The 15,700-nt window shown below is 72.4% G+C and carries 13 protein-coding genes; 7 read left to right on the forward strand and 6 right to left on the reverse strand.

Annotated features, from left to right (window positions below):
- Positions 1 to 547 precede the first annotated feature (547 nt).
- Together LX83_RS09800 and LX83_RS09805 are read right to left on the reverse strand one after the other, a co-directional pair.
- A complete protein-coding gene (locus LX83_RS09800) occupies positions 548 to 2,854 on the reverse strand; it encodes an FdhF/YdeP family oxidoreductase (RefSeq protein WP_253769579.1) in 2,307 nt (768 codons plus the stop codon).
- A gap of 225 nt (positions 2,855 to 3,079) precedes the next feature.
- Positions 3,080 to 3,310 (reverse strand): hypothetical protein, encoded by a 231-nt coding sequence (locus tag LX83_RS09805; protein WP_253769581.1) that lies wholly within the window; start codon positions 3,308 to 3,310, stop codon positions 3,080 to 3,082.
- A 167-nt stretch (positions 3,311 to 3,477) separates the two neighbouring features.
- Here LX83_RS09805 and LX83_RS09810 point away from each other — a divergent pair, with 167 nt between their 5' ends.
- From LX83_RS09810 to LX83_RS09830, 5 genes are all read left to right on the forward strand, one after another.
- On the forward strand, positions 3,478 to 6,111 hold the full coding sequence (locus LX83_RS09810; protein WP_253769583.1) for a valine--tRNA ligase: 2,634 nt from the start codon (positions 3,478 to 3,480) through the stop codon (positions 6,109 to 6,111).
- A 294-nt stretch (positions 6,112 to 6,405) separates the two neighbouring features.
- Complete coding sequence (folC, locus tag LX83_RS09815) at positions 6,406 to 7,773, forward strand: bifunctional tetrahydrofolate synthase/dihydrofolate synthase (protein WP_253769585.1); 1,368 nt, start codon at positions 6,406 to 6,408, stop codon at positions 7,771 to 7,773.
- Positions 7,770 to 7,907 carry a hypothetical protein gene (locus LX83_RS09820; RefSeq protein WP_253769587.1) on the forward strand — a complete coding sequence of 46 codons (138 nt, stop codon included), beginning with the start codon at positions 7,770 to 7,772 and terminating at the stop codon, positions 7,905 to 7,907. The genes folC and LX83_RS09820 overlap by 4 nt, the downstream gene beginning before the upstream one ends.
- Positions 7,904 to 8,323, forward strand: a complete 420-nt coding sequence (locus LX83_RS09825; protein WP_253769589.1) for a DUF4233 domain-containing protein — start codon at positions 7,904 to 7,906, stop codon at positions 8,321 to 8,323. The genes LX83_RS09820 and LX83_RS09825 overlap by 4 nt, the downstream gene beginning before the upstream one ends.
- 175 nt (positions 8,324 to 8,498) lie before the next feature.
- Positions 8,499 to 8,849: a hypothetical protein gene (locus tag LX83_RS09830; RefSeq protein WP_253769591.1), complete on the forward strand. Its 351-nt coding sequence runs from the start codon at positions 8,499 to 8,501 to the stop codon at positions 8,847 to 8,849.
- A gap of 191 nt (positions 8,850 to 9,040) precedes the next feature.
- Here the strand turns inward: LX83_RS09830 and LX83_RS09835 are convergent, their stop codons facing one another.
- From LX83_RS09835 to LX83_RS09845, 3 genes are all read right to left on the reverse strand, one after another.
- Complete coding sequence (locus tag LX83_RS09835) at positions 9,041 to 9,928, reverse strand: LysR family transcriptional regulator (RefSeq protein ID WP_253769593.1); 888 nt, start codon at positions 9,926 to 9,928, stop codon at positions 9,041 to 9,043.
- A gap of 339 nt (positions 9,929 to 10,267) precedes the next feature.
- A complete protein-coding gene (locus tag LX83_RS09840) occupies positions 10,268 to 11,179 on the reverse strand; it encodes a GlxA family transcriptional regulator (protein ID WP_253769595.1) in 912 nt (303 codons plus the stop codon).
- A 181-nt stretch (positions 11,180 to 11,360) separates the two neighbouring features.
- The gene (locus tag LX83_RS09845) at positions 11,361 to 12,359 is read right to left on the reverse strand and encodes a helix-turn-helix transcriptional regulator (protein ID WP_308203944.1); all 999 of its coding nucleotides are present in this window, start codon (positions 12,357 to 12,359) and stop codon (positions 11,361 to 11,363) included.
- Between the two features lie 102 nt (positions 12,360 to 12,461).
- On the opposite strand from LX83_RS09845, the gene LX83_RS09850 reads away from it, so the two are divergent.
- Both LX83_RS09850 and LX83_RS09855 read left to right on the forward strand, forming a co-directional pair.
- A complete protein-coding gene (locus LX83_RS09850) occupies positions 12,462 to 13,958 on the forward strand; it encodes an MFS transporter (RefSeq protein WP_253769597.1) in 1,497 nt (498 codons plus the stop codon).
- Between the two features lie 185 nt (positions 13,959 to 14,143).
- A complete protein-coding gene (locus LX83_RS09855) occupies positions 14,144 to 14,962 on the forward strand; it encodes an alpha/beta fold hydrolase (RefSeq protein ID WP_253769599.1) in 819 nt (272 codons plus the stop codon).
- A gap of 130 nt (positions 14,963 to 15,092) precedes the next feature.
- On the opposite strand, the gene LX83_RS09860 is transcribed toward LX83_RS09855, so the two are convergent.
- Positions 15,093 to 15,683, reverse strand: coding sequence for a cysteine hydrolase family protein (locus LX83_RS09860; RefSeq protein ID WP_253769601.1), 591 nt, complete (start codon positions 15,681 to 15,683; stop codon positions 15,093 to 15,095).
- Between the last annotated feature and the right edge of the window lie 17 nt (positions 15,684 to 15,700).

Below are 15,700 nucleotides of genomic sequence, written 5' to 3' on the forward strand. Positions count from 1 at the left end.
CGGCTGCCGGCCACGTCCGGTCCGGCCGGGCCCCGCGGCGGGGGTGACCCGGGGCGCGGGCGCAGCCCGCGGGCGAGACCGCGGCTGGCTGTGAGCACGTGCGTGCCAACCGGCTGACCTGCGGTGCTGTCCACTCGGGGCAGCGGGTGGCGGGTGGCGGGTTGTTTGTCGTCCGGCCTGGAGAAGGCCAGCCCCCGCCCTCCCAGGGGGGCGACCCCGGGTCCAGCCTATCCGCGCACCAGCCCCGGGCACAGGGCGGCGAGCAGCCTGTGGACAACTCCAGCGGCTGTGGACAACGACTTGCGTGATCCGTGTAGAGGTGGTAGCCGCCCGCCGCTGGTGGTGGCAGCGGACCGGCCGCCCGCCCTGCACCGGACCGGCCGCCACCCCAGGCCCACGACTCCGGGCGACGGCGCCGGACCCATGGCGTCGGACCCACCACGCCAGGCCACCACGCCAGGCCACGACGTCAGGCCACGACGTCAGGCCACGTCGTCAGGCCGCCGCGTCAGGCCGCCGCGTCGGGCCACCGCGTCGGGCCGAGGTGTCAGGCCACCGGTTCCAAGCGGACCACGATCGACTTGGACGTGGGCGTGTTGGACGTCTGCGCCACCGAGTCCAGTGGCACCAGGGCGTTGGCCTCCGGGAAGTAGGCCGCCGCACAACCCCGCGCCGTGGGATAGGCCACCACCCGGAACCGCTCCGCACGCCGCTCGGTCACCCCAGTCGGGTCGTCCGGCCACTCGCTGACCAGGTCCACCAGCTGGTCGGCGGCCAGCCCCAACTCGGCCAGGTCGGCCGGGCTGACCAGCACCACCCGCCGGCCGTCCTTCACCCCCCGGTAGCGGTCGTCCAACCCGTAGATCGTGGTGTTGTACTGGTCGTGGCTGCGCATGGTCTGCAGCAGCAACCGACCCGCCGGCACCCGCAGCACCTCGATCGGGTTCACCGTCAGGTTCGCCCGGCCCGTGGCGGTCGGGAACTCGCGCGCGTCACGCGGCGGGTGCGGCAGCACGAACCCGTCCGGCTGGCGCACCTTCCGGTTGTAGTCGGCGCACCCGGGCACCACCCGGGCGATCCGCTCGCGGATCTCGTCGTAGTCCCGCTCGAACAGCTCCCACGGCACCGGGTGGTCCGGGCCGAACAGCCGCCGCGCCAGTCCACAGAGGATGGACACTTCGGACCGGAGGTGCTCACTGGCCGGCGCCAGCCGCCCACGCGAGCGGTGCACCACCGACATGGAGTCCTCCACCGTGACGAACCGGGCTCGGCCGGCGCGCACGTCCCGCTCGGTCCGCCCCAGCGTGGGCAGGATCAGCGCGGTGCGACCGGGCACCACGTGCGAGCGGTTCAGCTTGGTGGACACCTGCACGGTCAGCCGGCACGACCGCAGCGCCCGCTCGGTCACCTCGGTGTCCGGCGTCGCCGACACGAAGTTACCGCCCAGCCCCATGAACACCTTCGCCGGACCGCCGTCCCGCATCGCGCGCAGCGCGGCCACCGTGTCGTAGCCGTGCTCACGCGGCACGGTGATGCCGAACTCCCGCTCCAGCGCGGCCAGGAACGACTCGGGCATCTTCTCCCAGATGCCCATGGTGCGGTCGCCCTGCACGTTGGAGTGGCCCCGCACCGGGCACAGCCCGGCACCCGGCTTGCCGATCATGCCGCGCAGCAGCATCACGTTGACGATCTCGCGGATCGCCGGCACCGACTGCCGGTGCTGGGTCAGGCCCATCGCCCAGCACACCACCACCCGCTCGGCGTCGGCCACCATCCGGGCGACCTTGGTGATCTGCTCCCGGTCCAGACCGGTGGCCTCCTCGACCAGGGCCCAGTCCAGTGCCCGCACGTGCTCGGCGTACTCGGCGAAACCGTGCGCGTGCTCGCGCAGGAACTCCGCGTCCAGCACCGTCCCCGGCGCGTCCGCGTCCCACGACACCAGCAGGTGGCCGATGGCCTGGAACAACGCCAGGTCGCCGCCCAGCCGGATCTGGCAGAACTCGTCGGCCAGCGGCGTGCCCCGACCGAGCACACCCCGCACGTTCTGCGGGTTCTTGAACCGCATCAGGCCGGCCTCGGGCAGCGGGTTGACCGCGACGACACGCGCGCCGGCCCCCTTGGCCTGCTCCAGCGCGGACAGCATGCGCGGGTGGTTGGTACCCGGGTTCTGGCCCACCACCATGATCAGGTCGGCCTGGATGAGGTCGGCGAGGCTGACCGATCCCTTGCCGATGCCGATGGTCTCGTTCAGCGCCGCGCCCGAGGACTCGTGGCACATGTTCGAGCAGTCCGGCAGGTTGTTGGTGCCGAAGGAGCGCACCAGCAGCTGGTAGAGGAACGCCGCCTCGTTGCTGGTGCGCCCCGAGGTGTAGAAGACCGCCTCGTTCGGACTGTCCAATGCGGACAGCTCGGTGGCGATGAGGTCGAACGCCTCGTCCCAGCTGATCGGCTCGTAGTGCGTGCCACCCGGCCGCAGCACCATCGGGTGGGTGATCCGGCCCTGCTGGCCCAGCCAGTAGTCGGTGCGCTCGGCCAGTTCGGCCACCGGGTGCCTGGCGAAGAACTCCGGCCCCACCCGACGGGTGGTGGCCTCCTCGGCCACGGCCTTGGCACCGTTCTCGCAGAACTCGGCCAGCTTGCGGTGGCCCTGCGGCTCCGGCCACGCGCAACCCGGACAGTCGAAGCCCTCGCGCTGGTTGAGCACCCGCAGCGCGCGCACCGTGCGACCGGGGCCCATCTGCTGGATGCCGCGCTGCAACGAGACCAGCACCCCGGGGATGCCGGCCGCCCACTGCTTGGGCTCCCCGACGTGCAACTCGGACTCGTCGATGTCCTGCCGCGGTGGTTTGCTCATGGCACAATCCTGCGCCGGGCAACTGACTCCACACCAGCGCCCGGCACCGATTGGCCCAGCCCAGAGGGGATTTTCACGACATTTCCCCCGGTGGTGCGCGAGTGGACCGCGCGGGGACGCCGGCACCGGGGTCGCCGCCCCGGGAAGTTCAGCCCGGGCAGTCGAGTCCGGGCAGTCGAGTCTGGGCAGTCGAGACCGGACAGCCGAGACCGGGGTCACCCGGTGTCACCGACGCAGCGGGACCAGCCCATCCAGGCCCGGGTTCGGGACCACCGGGACCTCCGCGGCGGAGACCTCCCCGACCGGCCAGCGCAAGTGCAGGTGCCCCTGCCGGTAGGTCTGCACCGCCACCACCGCGAGCAGCGCCAGCGCGGTCACCGTGAACAGCCAGTCCTTGGCCGCGGCCCACCGGCCACCCCCACCCGTTCGGCGACCGCCCGGTGCGCACTCGTCCACGGTGTCCCCCTCAGCCCGACGACATCACTCCCGATTGGATCATCGGACACTGACGTTCCCCGGGTTACCCGCCGGCAAACATCACCCGGCGCCGCTGGTCGGACGCTGCCCACGCGCGGGGGAAGGCAGGTGAGGCCGAGTGGCCGAGGTTCGTAGAATCACCAGTCGTGACCGAACACCGCACCGCAGACCAGACCCCCACGCTACCGCCGAGCTGGAACCCGGCGGAGGTAGAGGCGGAGCTGTACCAGCGGTGGGTAGACCGGGGCTACTTCACGGCCGACGCCAGCAGCGACAAGCCCCCCTACACGATCGTGCTGCCGCCCCCCAACGTCACCGGCAGCCTGCACATGGGCCACGCCCTCAACCACACCGTCATGGACGCGCTGACCCGGCGCCGCCGCATGCAGGGCTACGAGGTGCTGTGGCTGCCCGGCATGGACCACGCCGGCATCGCCACCCAGAACGTGGTGGAGCGCCAGCTCGCCGAGGAGGGCCTGTCCCGGCACGACCTCGGCCGGGAGAAGTTCGTCGAGCGGGTGTGGCAGTGGAAGGCCGAGTCCGGCGGCCAGATCCTCGGGCAGATGCGCCGGATCGGCGACGGCGTCGACTGGTCCCGTGAGCGCTTCACCATGGACGAGGGCCTGTCCAAGGCCGTCCTGACCATCTTCAAGAAGCTCTACGACGACGACCTGATCTACCGCGCCGAGCGGATCATCAACTGGTGTCCCCGCTGCCGCACCGCCCTGTCCGACATCGAGGTGGAGCACTCCGAGGACGAGGGCGAGCTGGTCTCGATCCGCTACGGCGAGGGCGACAACGCCATCGTGGTGGCCACCACCCGCGCCGAGACCATGCTCGGCGACACGGCCGTGGCCGTGCACCCCGACGACGAGCGCTACCAGCACCTGATCGGCACCGAGGTGGAGCTGCCGCTGACCGGCCGCCGGGTGCCGATCGTGGCCGACGAACACGTCGACCCGGCCTTCGGCACCGGTGCCGTCAAGGTCACCCCGGCGCACGACCCCAACGACTTCGAGATCGGCCAGCGGCACAACCTGCCGTCCATCACCGTCATGAACGAGGTGGGCGTGATCACCGCGCACGGCCCGTTCGAGGGGCTGGACCGCTTCGAGGCCAGGCCCGCCGTGGTCGCCGCACTGCGCGAGCAGGGCCGGATCGTCGCGGAGAAGCGCCCCTACCTGCACGCGGTCGGCCACTGCTCGCGGTGCGACACCGTGGTCGAGCCCCGGCTGTCGCTGCAGTGGTTCGTCCGGGTCGCCCCGCTGGCCAGGGCCGCCGGCGACGCCGTGCGCGACGGCCGGACCCGCATCCACCCGCCCGAGCTGGCCAAGCGCTACTTCGACTGGGTGGACAACCTGCACGACTGGTGCATCTCCCGCCAGCTGTGGTGGGGCCACCGCATCCCGGTCTGGTACGGCCCGGAGGGGCAGACGGTCTGCGTCGGCCCGGACGAGCAGCCGCCCACCGGCGAGGGCTGGCACCAGGACGAGGACGTGCTGGACACCTGGTTCTCCTCGGGGCTGTGGCCGTTCTCCACCCTGGGCTGGCCCGAGCGGACCGCCGACCTCGCCCGGTTCTACCCGACCACCGTGCTGTCCACCGGCTACGACATCCTGTTCTTCTGGGTCGCCCGGATGATGATGTTCGGGCTGTACGCCATGGACGACGTCCAGCCCTTCGACCACGTGTTCCTGCACGGGCTGATCCGCGACGCCTCCGGCAAGAAGATGTCCAAGTCGCGCGGCAACGTGATCGACCCGCTGGACTGGGCCGACCGCTACGGCGCGGACGCGCTGCGGTTCACCCTGGCCAGGGGCACCAACCCGGGCAGCGACATGGCCCTGGCCGAGGAGTGGGCGGCCGGCTCGCGCAACTTCTGCACCAAGCTGTGGAACGCCACCAGGTTCGCCCTGGCCAACGGTGCCACCACGGCCCAGCCGGTGCCCCCGCGCGAGCAGCTCACCGACGTGGACCGGTGGATCCTCGACCGGCTGGACGCCACCACCGCCGAGGTGGACGGCCTGTTCGAGGCCTTCCAGTTCGGCAAGCTGTGCGACGCGCTGTACCACTTCACCTGGGACGAGTTCTGCGACTGGTACGTGGAACTGGCCAAGGTGCAGCTGGCCGAGGGCGGCGAGCGCGCCGACGCCACCCGCGCGGTGCTCGGCCACGTGCTCGACGTGGTGCTGCGGCTGCTGCACCCGGTGATCCCGTTCATCACCGAGACCCTGTGGACCACGCTCACCGGCGCCGAGTCCGTGGTGGTCGCCGCGTGGCCGGCGCCCAGCGGGCAGCAGCCCGACGAGACCGCGGCGCGGCGCGTGGAGGGCGTGCAGAAGCTGGTCACCGAGATCCGCCGCTTCCGCGCCGACCAGGGCATCAAGCCTGGTCAGCGGGTAGCCGGCCGGGTGCGCGGGGCCTGCTGCGCCGACCTGCTCGACCACGTGCCCTCGGTGCGCGCACTCACCAGGCTGGACGAGCCGGGCGAGCGCTACGCCGCGTCGGTGACCTTCGAGGTCGGCCTGCCCACCGGCACGGTCAAGGTCGAGCTGGACACCTCCGGCGCGATCGACGTGGTCGCCGAGCGCAAGCGCCTGGCCAAGGACCTGGCCACCGCCGAGAAGGAACTCGCCCAGTGCGAGGGCAAGCTGGACAACCCCGCGTTCACCGAGCGGGCACCCGCCGAGGTGGTCGCCAAGATCAGGGAGCGGCGGGCCGCCGCCCAGCAGGACATCGACCGGATCACCGCCCGCATCGAGGCGCTGCTCGGGTCCTGACCCCCGAGCCGGCAACCCCGAGGGGCAGCCGAGGGCGGGCGGGGCGGCGAGCCGGAGGCCGGCACTCCGACGCCAGGCTGCTGGTCACGACCAGAACCAGGCGTGACCAGCAGCCTCCAGCGCGTGGTGCCAGCGCCGACCCCGCCCGCCGGCCGGCGGACCGGCCGACCCGGGACCGTACACTGGACGGGCGGATCGGTCGGTCCGTCGAGAGCTGGACGAGCGCGGCCTGGTTCGGCCGACGGCACCAGCACCCAAGCAAGGACACAGGCGACATTCCCGGGGAGTGACAGCGTGCCCGACATCGATCCCGGGGCGTTGGCGGCGTTGCGCGAGGTTGAGGCCGAGCTGAACACGCGGTGGCCGGAAACCAAGATCGCGCCGTCGCTGGAGCGCATCGCGGCCCTGGTCCACCTGCTCGGCGACCCGCAGCGCGGTTATCCGGTGCTGCACGTCGCCGGCACCAACGGCAAGACCTCCACCGCGCGGATGGCCGAGGCCCTGCTCACCCGGATCGGCCTGCGCTCCGGCCGCTACACCAGCCCCCACCTGCAACTGGCCACCGAGCGCATCAGCGTGGACGGTGCACCGATCAGCCCGGAGCGCTACGTCGAGATCTACCGCGACGTCGAGCCCTACGTGGCCATGGTCGACCGGGGCAGCGACGTGCCGATGAGCAAGTTCGAGGTGCTCACCGGCATGGCGTTCGCGGCCTTCGCCGACGCCCCGGTGGACGCGGCCGTGATCGAGGTGGGCCTCGGCGGCAGCTGGGACGCCACCAACGTGGCCGACGCCAGGGTGGCGGTGATCTGCCCGATCGGCATCGACCACGTGGAGTACCTGGGCTCGGACCTGGCCGGCATCGCCAGGGAGAAGGCCGGCATCATCAAGCCCGAGTCCATCGTGGTGCTCGGCGAGCAGCCCCCGGAGGCGAACCGCGCGGTGCTGGAGCGCTGCGTCGAACTCGACGTGACCGTCGCCAGACAGGGCATGGAGTTCGGCGTGCTGCAGCGCGAGGTCGCCGTGGGCGGCCAGCAGCTGCGCCTGCAGGGCCTCGGCGGTGTGTACGACGAGATCTTCCTGCCCCTGCACGGCGAGCACCAGGCCAAGAACGCGGCCCTGGCACTGGCGTCGGTGGAGGCGTTCTTCGGTGCGGGCGCCCAGCGCCAGCTCGACGTGGACGCGGTGCGGGACGCGTTCGCCTCGGTGACCAGCCCCGGCCGGATGGAACGGGTCCGTTCCGCGCCGACCGTGCTGGTGGACGCCGCGCACAACCCGCACGGCGCCAGTGCCCTGGCCGCCGCGCTGGACCAGGAATTCGCGTTCCGGCGCCTGGTCGGCGTGATCTCGGTGATGCGGGACAAGGACGTGGCCGGCATCCTCGGCGCGCTGGAGCCGGTGCTCTCCGAGGTGGTGCTCACCACCAACTCCTCGCCCCGCGCCATGGACGTGGACGAGCTGGCCGAACTGGCCGGACCCGTGTTCGGTGACGACCGGATCGTGGTGGTGCCCCGGCTGGACGACGCGATCGAGACGGCGGTGCGGCTGGCCGAGGAGACCGACGACCCCGGTGAGCGGGTGTCCGGCGGGGGCGTGGTGGTGACCGGGTCGGTGGTGACCGCGGGCGAGGCACGGGCCCTGTTCGGCAAGGAACCCGCGTGAACTGGCGCTCCGACCCCGGCCGCCCGGTGCGCGCGGACGCGCCAGTGGTGGTCAGGCGGCCGCCGGCCCGGCCGCTGTCGCTGTCGCTGGAGCTGCCGTGGTTGGAACTGCCCAGGCTGGAGGCACGAGCATGACCGAGCAACCGCAGAGCCAGCCGACCGCGGCGCCCCGGCCACCGGCCAAGGACCCGATGAAGGCGTTTCGCGGGATCACCGCCGGCACGCTGGTGCTGGAGGCCATCGTGGTGGCGCTGGCGATCCCGGTGGCCACGCTGAACAGCGGCGGCATCGGCACCACCGCGGGCGTGCTGACGCTGTCGCTGGTGGCGGCCCTGGTGGTGACCTGCGGACTGCTGCGGTTCCGGTGGGCGATCGGCGTGGTGATCGCGCTGCAGCTGGTGATGATCGCCTCGGTGGTGGTGCTGGTGCCGCTCGGCGTGATCGGCATCCTGTTCGCACTGGTCTGGGGCTACCTGCTGTGGCTGCGCCGGGACGTGGCCAAACGGATGGCCGAGGGGCGCCTGCCCAGCCAGCAGCCGCCAGCGGTGTGACGTCGGGAGGCGGTCGGACTGCGCAGCTGCTACCTGTTCGACGCCTCGTTCTGGCAGGGCGGCGGCGGGTGGGAGTTCGTCGAGGTGGCTGCCGGCCTGCCGGAGATCGAGCGGGCCGTGCGCGACTACGTGCGCACCGGGGCCTTTGCCGCGGGGCGTTGGTGAGACCTGTGTGGTGCGGGTGTACCAGCGGGGCGGACTCGTCGCGGAGCGCGACGTCTACCCGCACCTGCGGGTCACGGTGCCCGGCCTGACCGAGTTGGTCTTCAACCAGAGCGCCGAGGACCACGGCGGCCATCCCGAGGCGGACGGCAGGTACGCGGGCATGTCCGAGGACGCGGTGTGGGCGGTGCTGGCTCCGGACGTCGACGAGACCGCCCGCGATGACCCGGACGCCATCGGCGTTGGCGTGGACTGGGCGGGCCTGGACCTGCCGGGGTTGGTCTCGCCGGTGCTGCCGCCCGGCGCCGAGATCGTCCGCCACGACCGGACGTTCCGTTACGGCCGCAACTCCTGTTCGGGGTGATGTCGCTCCGATTCGGGGTGATGTCGCTCCGACTATTGGAGGCGGCTGCACCCGATTCGGGACAACGCCGCGCTGATCCGGCACTCAACCGCTCCGCTGTGGAACTCCCACGCTCCGATTCGGTCTTTCTGTGCTCCTGTTTGGATGCCTTCCATCCCCTTCTGGAGTGATCGGAGGTGGCGGATCCGAGGTCAGCGCGCCGCCGAAGCCAACGCCTCGACCAGGTCGCGGACGGCGGGTCGCTGGTCGTCCGGCCGCCAGGCCACCGCGAGTTCACTGGCGGGCAGCCCGGTGACCGGCAGCGCGGTGATGCCGGGCCGCTGGTAGATCGCGGCGTTGCCCTCGGCCAGCAGCACCACGCCGCTGCCCTCCTCAACGGCCGCGAACGTCTCCTCGGCGTTGGACACGACCGCTCCGATCCGGGGCGGTCGGCCACCCCGCTGGTCCAGGGCCAGCCAGTGGTCGCGCAGCGGTCCGGCCTGCGGGGGCAGTGCCAGGAAAGGTTCGTCCAGCAGCTCGGCGAAGGCCACCTCGGCACGGCTGGCCAGCCGGTGATCGGTCCGCAGTGCCACCCACCTCGGCTCGGTGGCCACCACCCGCACCCGGAACGCCTGCTGCTGGGGAATGGGCAGCCACACCAGCGCCACGTCCACCTCACCGCCGGCCAGGCCAGCGGTGGCGTCGTCCCAGTTGACCTGCCGCATCCGCAGGTGCCACGCCGGCCGCTGCTCGGCGAACCGGGTGCGGGCACCCCGCAGCAGGCCCCGCCCCACGCTGGTGGACAGCCCCAGCGTCAGCACCGCGTTCTCGGCGGCGACCGCCGCGCTGATCTCGCGCTGTCCCCGGTCCCAGGTGCCCAGCAGTTCCCGGGCCACCGGCAGCAGCGCCTGGCCCGCCGCGGTGAGCGTGACCGTGCGCCGGTCGCGTTCGAACAACCGGACCCGCAGCCCGTCCTCAAGCTGGCGGATCTGCTTGCTCAACGCCGGCTGGGAGATGAACAGCCGGCTGGCTGCCTTGGTGAAGTTCAGCTCCTCCGCGATGGCCAGGAAGTACCGCAGGTCACGGAGGTGAACGTCCATGACCCCTTGGGTACCACAGCCGGTGTTGTCCAGGGTGGTGGAGGGGAGCGGGGGACGTCCACAGCGGATGCCGGGAGTTCCAGTTCGGCGAGCTGCCGTCAACGGCACCCCGGCGCCCCCTTCTGGGAGTTGATCAGTCCAGTGCGGGGCGGCTGAATTCCGTTCTCGAAACCCGTGATGCCGGTTCCGGCAGCGAGCGGAGCCCACCCCGAGCCGCGGTGCGGATCGCCGTCCCGTTCTGCCCGTAGAAGCCGGTGACTGCGGTGGACGCGGCGGTGATCGCGCGCTCACCGCACCGGCGGCGCGGGGCTTCGTCAGGCGGCGCAGGCGTTCCGGCGGTCACGTCCTCGCTCGGCCGCGCAGCCGGCGCACCATGCGGGCGTCGGCGAAACCCACGGCCCGCGCGGCCGCATCCACGGTCGCGCCATGGCCAACGAGGTGTTCGACCCGTTCCACGCGGAGCGCCTGCTGGTAGCGCAGCGGCGTCATGCCGGTGGCCTGGACGAACAGGCGGGTCAGCGTGCGTTCGCCACAGCCGGCCGCCCTGGCCAGCTCGGCGAGGGGCAGGCGTTCGGTGAACCGCGCGTCGATCAGGTCCTGCACCCGGTGCACCACGTCGTCGGGATGCGCGCGGTGCCGCAGCACGGCGCTGGCCTGCCGCTCGTCGCCGTGCCGCCGGACGGGCACGATCATGGCGCGGGCCACGCCCGCGGCCACCGCCGGGCCGTGCCGGGTGGCGATCAGGTACAGGGCGAGGTCGATGCCGCTGGCGATGCCCGCCGAGGTCACCACCCGGTCGTCGGACACGTAGAGCACGTCCGGCACCACGATCGCCCTGGGGTGGCGGCTGGCCAACTCGTCCTGGAGTTCGTAGTGGATGGTGCAGCGGCGGCCGTCGAGCAGGCCGGCCCGGCCCAGCGCGTCAGCGCCCGAGCACACGCTGGCCACGGTGCCGTGGGCGGCGTGGTGCTCGACCAACCGCCGCAGGCTGGCCTCGGTCAGCCGGGCGGTGCCGGCCAGGCGCGGCGCCCGCCACCCGGGAACGATGACGAGGTCGTCCGCGGTCAGGGTGGGCCACGTGGTCCCGGTCCGCACCGGCAGTCCCTGGGCGGCGCTCACCTCGGGCTGTTCGGCCAGGTAGTGCAGGGTGTAGTCGACGCCGAAGTCGGCCGCTGTGGCGAACACCTGGGCCGGCCCGGCGAGGTCGAGCAGGTGGAACCCGGGAACCAGGAGGAAGACGACGCGTGCCATGACCCGGTCAGGCTACCGAGGCCAGCGGCTCGCCCCGGTGCGTTGGCCGGTTCCGTGGCCGCGCCGACGGCCGCCCGGCGAGCCGGCCCACCAAGCGCGGGTTGACCACGCGCGCCAGTGACCGGCGTGGGCCAGCGGGCGGATCACCGGGCCGGTGGACTGGTCAGCCCGGCGGTGTGGCTCAGACCTCGGCCGGCACCAGGGGCGCGGTGCCGTGCCTCCTCGCGCGCGCCGGCTGGGGGCGCGGTCGCCGGTGGTCGTCCTCGGGCGCCCGGCCGCCCTCGGAACTGGCCGCCGCGGGCTCGCCGGCCTCGCCGGCAGCGCGTTCCGGGCCGGCCAGCAGCCGCAACCGCTCCAGCCGTGCCCTGGTCTCGTCGTTCTCCGGCACGTAGCTGACCAGCCGCGCGCCCGACTGCGGGGCGAGCCACAAGCTGCTGTGCAGCAGCTTCAGGTATCCGACGTGCGGGTTGTCGACGTGCTTGGTGTTGTCGGAGACCCCGACCACCTCGAACCTGTCCCACAGCGCGCGGAACTCCGGCAGCGTCTGCAGCCGCGCCAGCATGGCCTTCCACGCGGGCTCGGCAACGTGCTCGGCCATGGCGGCGCGGAACTTCGCCACCATGACCCGGGTCTCGTCCTCCAGGTCACCCGTCGCGGCCCGCCACTGGTCGTTGGTGAAGGCCAGCCACATGCAGTTGCGGTCCTCCCTCGGCAGGCCGTCCATGTCACACATGAGCAGGCTGAAGGCGCGGTTGTAGGCGAGGATGTCGTAGCGCGCGTTCTGCACGCAGGCCGGGAAGGGGTCGAGGCGATCCAGCATCGCCCGCAGGGCGGGGGTGACCACCGTGCAGGGCTCCTCCGGCACCGGGTCCGCCGTCCCACCGAGCGTGAACAGGTGCGCGCGCTCACTCGGGTCCAGCAGCAGCGCCCGCGCCAGCGCGTCCAGCACCTTGGCGGAGACCTGGATGTCGCGGGCCTGCTCCAGCCACGTGTACCAGGTCACCCCGACCGCGGCCAGCTGCGCGACCTCCTCACGGCGCAACCCCGGCGTGCGCCGCCTGGCACCACGCGCCAGGCCGACCTGCTCGGGAGCGATCCGCTCGCGGCGGCTGCGCAGGAAGTCGGCCAGCTCCTGCCGGCGCGCGTTGGGGGCCTTGGCGCTGTCGGCGCGGGTTCTCATGCCGCCACCCTGCCCTGACGATCCACCCTGTTACAAGGTGGTTTTTCTACCAGGATAAAGAGACTCTGGTAACAGGCTGACGGGTGTCGAATCGTCGACGGCGTGAGTGGAACCGAAACTCGCGGAACAACCCGCCCAGAGCCGGCCAGGGCACCGGTCGCCGTCCCCGCCACCGCGGTGAGCGATGACGGCCACGGCCTGCCCGACCACCAGCGGCCAGAACTGGGCGCGCTCGGCCTGTTCTCCGTCCTGCTCGGCGCGGCCCTGCCGCTGATCGACTTCTTCATCGTCAACGTCGCCCTGCCCACCATCGAGGAGGACCTCGACGCGGGCCCCGCACTGCTCGAACTGGTGGTGGCCGGGTACGGCCTTGCCTACGCGGTCCTGCTCGTGCTCGGCGGGCGGCTGGGCGACACGTTCGGCCGCCGCAGGCTCTTCGTCACGGGCCTGGCCGCCTTCGGACTCACCTCGCTCGCGTGCGGGCTCGCGCCCAGCCCCTGGGTGCTGGTGGTCGCCCGGGCGGCCCAGGGTGCCACGGCCGCGATGATGGTGCCGCAGGTCCTGGGCACCATCCACGCCGCGACGACCGGCCACCGCCGGGCGAAGGCGGTGGGCCTGTACGGCGCGACCCAGGGCCTGTCCATGGTGGTCGGCCAGATCCTCGGCGGCCTCCTCGTCGCCGCGGACCCCTGGGGCACCGGCTGGCGCTCGATCTTCCTGGTGAACCTGCCGATAGCCGCGGTGGGCCTGCTGCTGTCGCTGCGGACCGTGCCGGAAACCCGCTCCCCTCGGCCCGAACCCGTCGACGTCCCCGGCACCGTCCTGCTCGCCGCGGCGCTCGCCGCGCTGCTGCTGCCGCTCACCGAGGGCAGGGCGGCGGGATGGCCGCTGTGGACCTGGGTCCTGCTCGCGGCCAGTCCGGTCCTCGCGCTGGCCTTCCACCGCGTCGAGGCGCGCGCCGACCGGCTGGGCCGCACCCCGCTGCTACCGCCGAGCCTGCTGCGCCTTGACTCGCTGCGGCGCGGCCTCGCGTTGCTGCCGCCCTTCGGGATCGGCTTCGGCGGCCTGATGTTCGTGCTGGCCATCGCACTGCAACAGGGCCTGCGGATGACCGCGGTGGTCGCGGGTGTCGCGCTGGCACCGTTCGCGCTGTCCGTGTTCGCCGCCTCGTTCGCCGGCCCCCGCCTGGTCGCCCGCTACGGCGCGGGGCGGCTGGTGACGTTCTCGTGCCTGCTGCAGTTGGTTGGCGGTGCCCTGCTGGTCCTGACGTCGTGGCGCTACTGGCCGCACCTGAGCGCGTGGGGCCTGGCGCCCGCGTTCGTGGTCACCGGGTTCGCCCAGGGCCTGCAACTGCCGGTGCTCTTCCGCATCGTGCTCTCGGACGTGCCGCACGAACGCGCCGGGGTGGGCAGCGGCGTGCTGACCACGACCCAGCAAGCAGCGCTCGCGCTCGGCGTGGCGACGATCGGCTCGCTGTTCCTGGCTCTGCTCGGCCCGTGGGGCATGCGGGACGCGCTGCTGGCGGCGCTGCTGGCCTGGCTCGGCGCCATCGCGGTGACCGGCGTGCTGAGCCTCGGGCTGCCCCGCACCATCTCGTGAGCCGGGCCCGTCCCGCCGTCACGGCCCGTGCGGGTGGGAGGCCGAGGCCCCCGGCCGGCGGCAGCGGAGCCGGGACACCTCCACCACATCAAGCGACGCGTCGCTCCCCGATGCGACGTCGTCCACAACGACAGCCCCATGCGTTCCCCAGAGCGAAGTCCCCCGGCGCGGAGGAAGGAGACACCGTGGCGAACACGAACACGAGCACGACGAGCAGGGTCAGGAAGGACCTCGACGTTCAGCGAGCGGGCCACACGACCATCCGGTACACGGTCAGCGGTCCGGCCGGAGGGCCGACGCTGGCACTCATCCACGGCTGGGCGTGCGACCGCCGCGACTTCGACGCGGTGACCGACCACCTGCCCGAGAACTACCGCGTCATCGCGATCGACCTCGCTGAGCACGGCGAGTCGCGCTCCACGCGCGAGGTCTGGACCATGGCGGAGTTCGCGCACGACGTGGCGGCGGTGCTGGACGCCGAGTCGGTGCGCACCTGCGTCGTGGCCGGGCACTCCCTCGGCGGAGCGGTCGCCGTCGAGGTCGGCCGCCTGCTCCCCGACACGGTCTCACACGTGGTCGCACTCGACGCGCTGCACTACCTGTCCCTGTTCCCCGCGCTGAGCGCGGAACGGGCCGAGGCGATGCTGCGCGTGTTCCGCACGGACTTCGCCGGTGGGGTGCGGGGCCTCGTCGAGGAAGGTTCGCCGGCCGGCACCGACACCGCGCTCAAGGACGCGTACTTCGAGAAGATGGTCGCGGTGCGGCAGCCCGCGGGGCTGCGCTCCATCGAGGGCCTGGTGCGCTGGGACATGGACGCGGCACTGCGCGGGACACCGCAGCCGATCACCGTGTTCGGGATACGCGACCTGGTGACGCGAGAGGCGATCGACCGCTACGGGGACCGCTTCGACATCGTGCTCGTCGACCTGGGCAGCCACCACTTCCCGGTGGAGGCACCCGAGGGCACCGCGAAGCTGCTGGCGGGCGTGGTGGAAACCGAGTAGGGACGAGCGCGGTTCGGTTCCCCGTCCGCCGGCCCACCCACCTCAGCCGGAGCGGCCCGGAAGCGGGGCCACGCGCTGGGCGCGCGTCCGTTCCCGGGGGAGCAGCCGCTGGGACGGGGTGCGCACGCGGTCAGTGCTCGGCCCCGGTCAGCTCGGCGACCGTGCGGATCGTGGCGAAGCGGCCGGCCAGCGCGTACTCGGTGCGGGTGATGACGTCCTCGACGCTGAGCGTCCTGGGGTCGGCGAGCAGTTGCTCCGGGGTCATGTCGGCCGGCGCCGTCCAGTGCCGGAGCGGCTCGGTCGCGGTCGCGTCGGTCACGAACGTGACGTCGAAGCCCAGGTCTGACGCGATCCTCGCGGTCGTCTCGCAGCACTGCTCGGTCCGGATGCCGCTGACGGTGAGTTCCCGGATGCCGCGCGCGGTCAGCAACCGCTGGAGGTTGGTGGTGGTGAAGGCGTTGTGCGCGGTCTTGTGCAGCACTGGTTCCCCTTCGCGGGGAACCAGTCCCCGCATCAGCCGGACGTGACCGTTGGCGGGGTCGAACACGGTGCCGGTGCCCGGCTCGGTGTGCAGCACCCAGACCACGAGGTCGTTGTCCGACCTGGCCTTGGCCACCAGGGCGTTGACCTTGGCGACGATGTCCGGATTGGACGCCAGCCGCCAACTCGCCCGCTGGCAGAAGGATTCCTGTACGTCGATGACGAGAAGCGCGTTGGTCACCGGCTCAGTCTCGGCTT

Origin of the sequence: Goodfellowiella coeruleoviolacea, assembly GCF_024171785.1 — a bacterium.
Lineage (GTDB): Bacteria > Actinomycetota > Actinomycetes > Mycobacteriales > Pseudonocardiaceae > Goodfellowiella > Goodfellowiella coeruleoviolacea.

Coding starts and splice junctions, on each gene's coding strand:
- LX83_RS09825 (WP_253769589.1), top strand. CDS start 7,904: ATGACCGAGCAACCGCAGAGCCAGCCGACCGCGGCGCCCCGGCCACCG.
- LX83_RS09845 (WP_308203944.1), bottom strand. CDS start 12,359: ATGAGAACCCGCGCCGACAGCGCCAAGGCCCCCAACGCGCGCCGGCAG.
- LX83_RS09800 (WP_253769579.1), bottom strand. CDS start 2,854: ATGAGCAAACCACCGCGGCAGGACATCGACGAGTCCGAGTTGCACGTC.
- LX83_RS09835 (WP_253769593.1), bottom strand. CDS start 9,928: ATGGACGTTCACCTCCGTGACCTGCGGTACTTCCTGGCCATCGCGGAG.
- LX83_RS09840 (WP_253769595.1), bottom strand. CDS start 11,179: ATGGCACGCGTCGTCTTCCTCCTGGTTCCCGGGTTCCACCTGCTCGAC.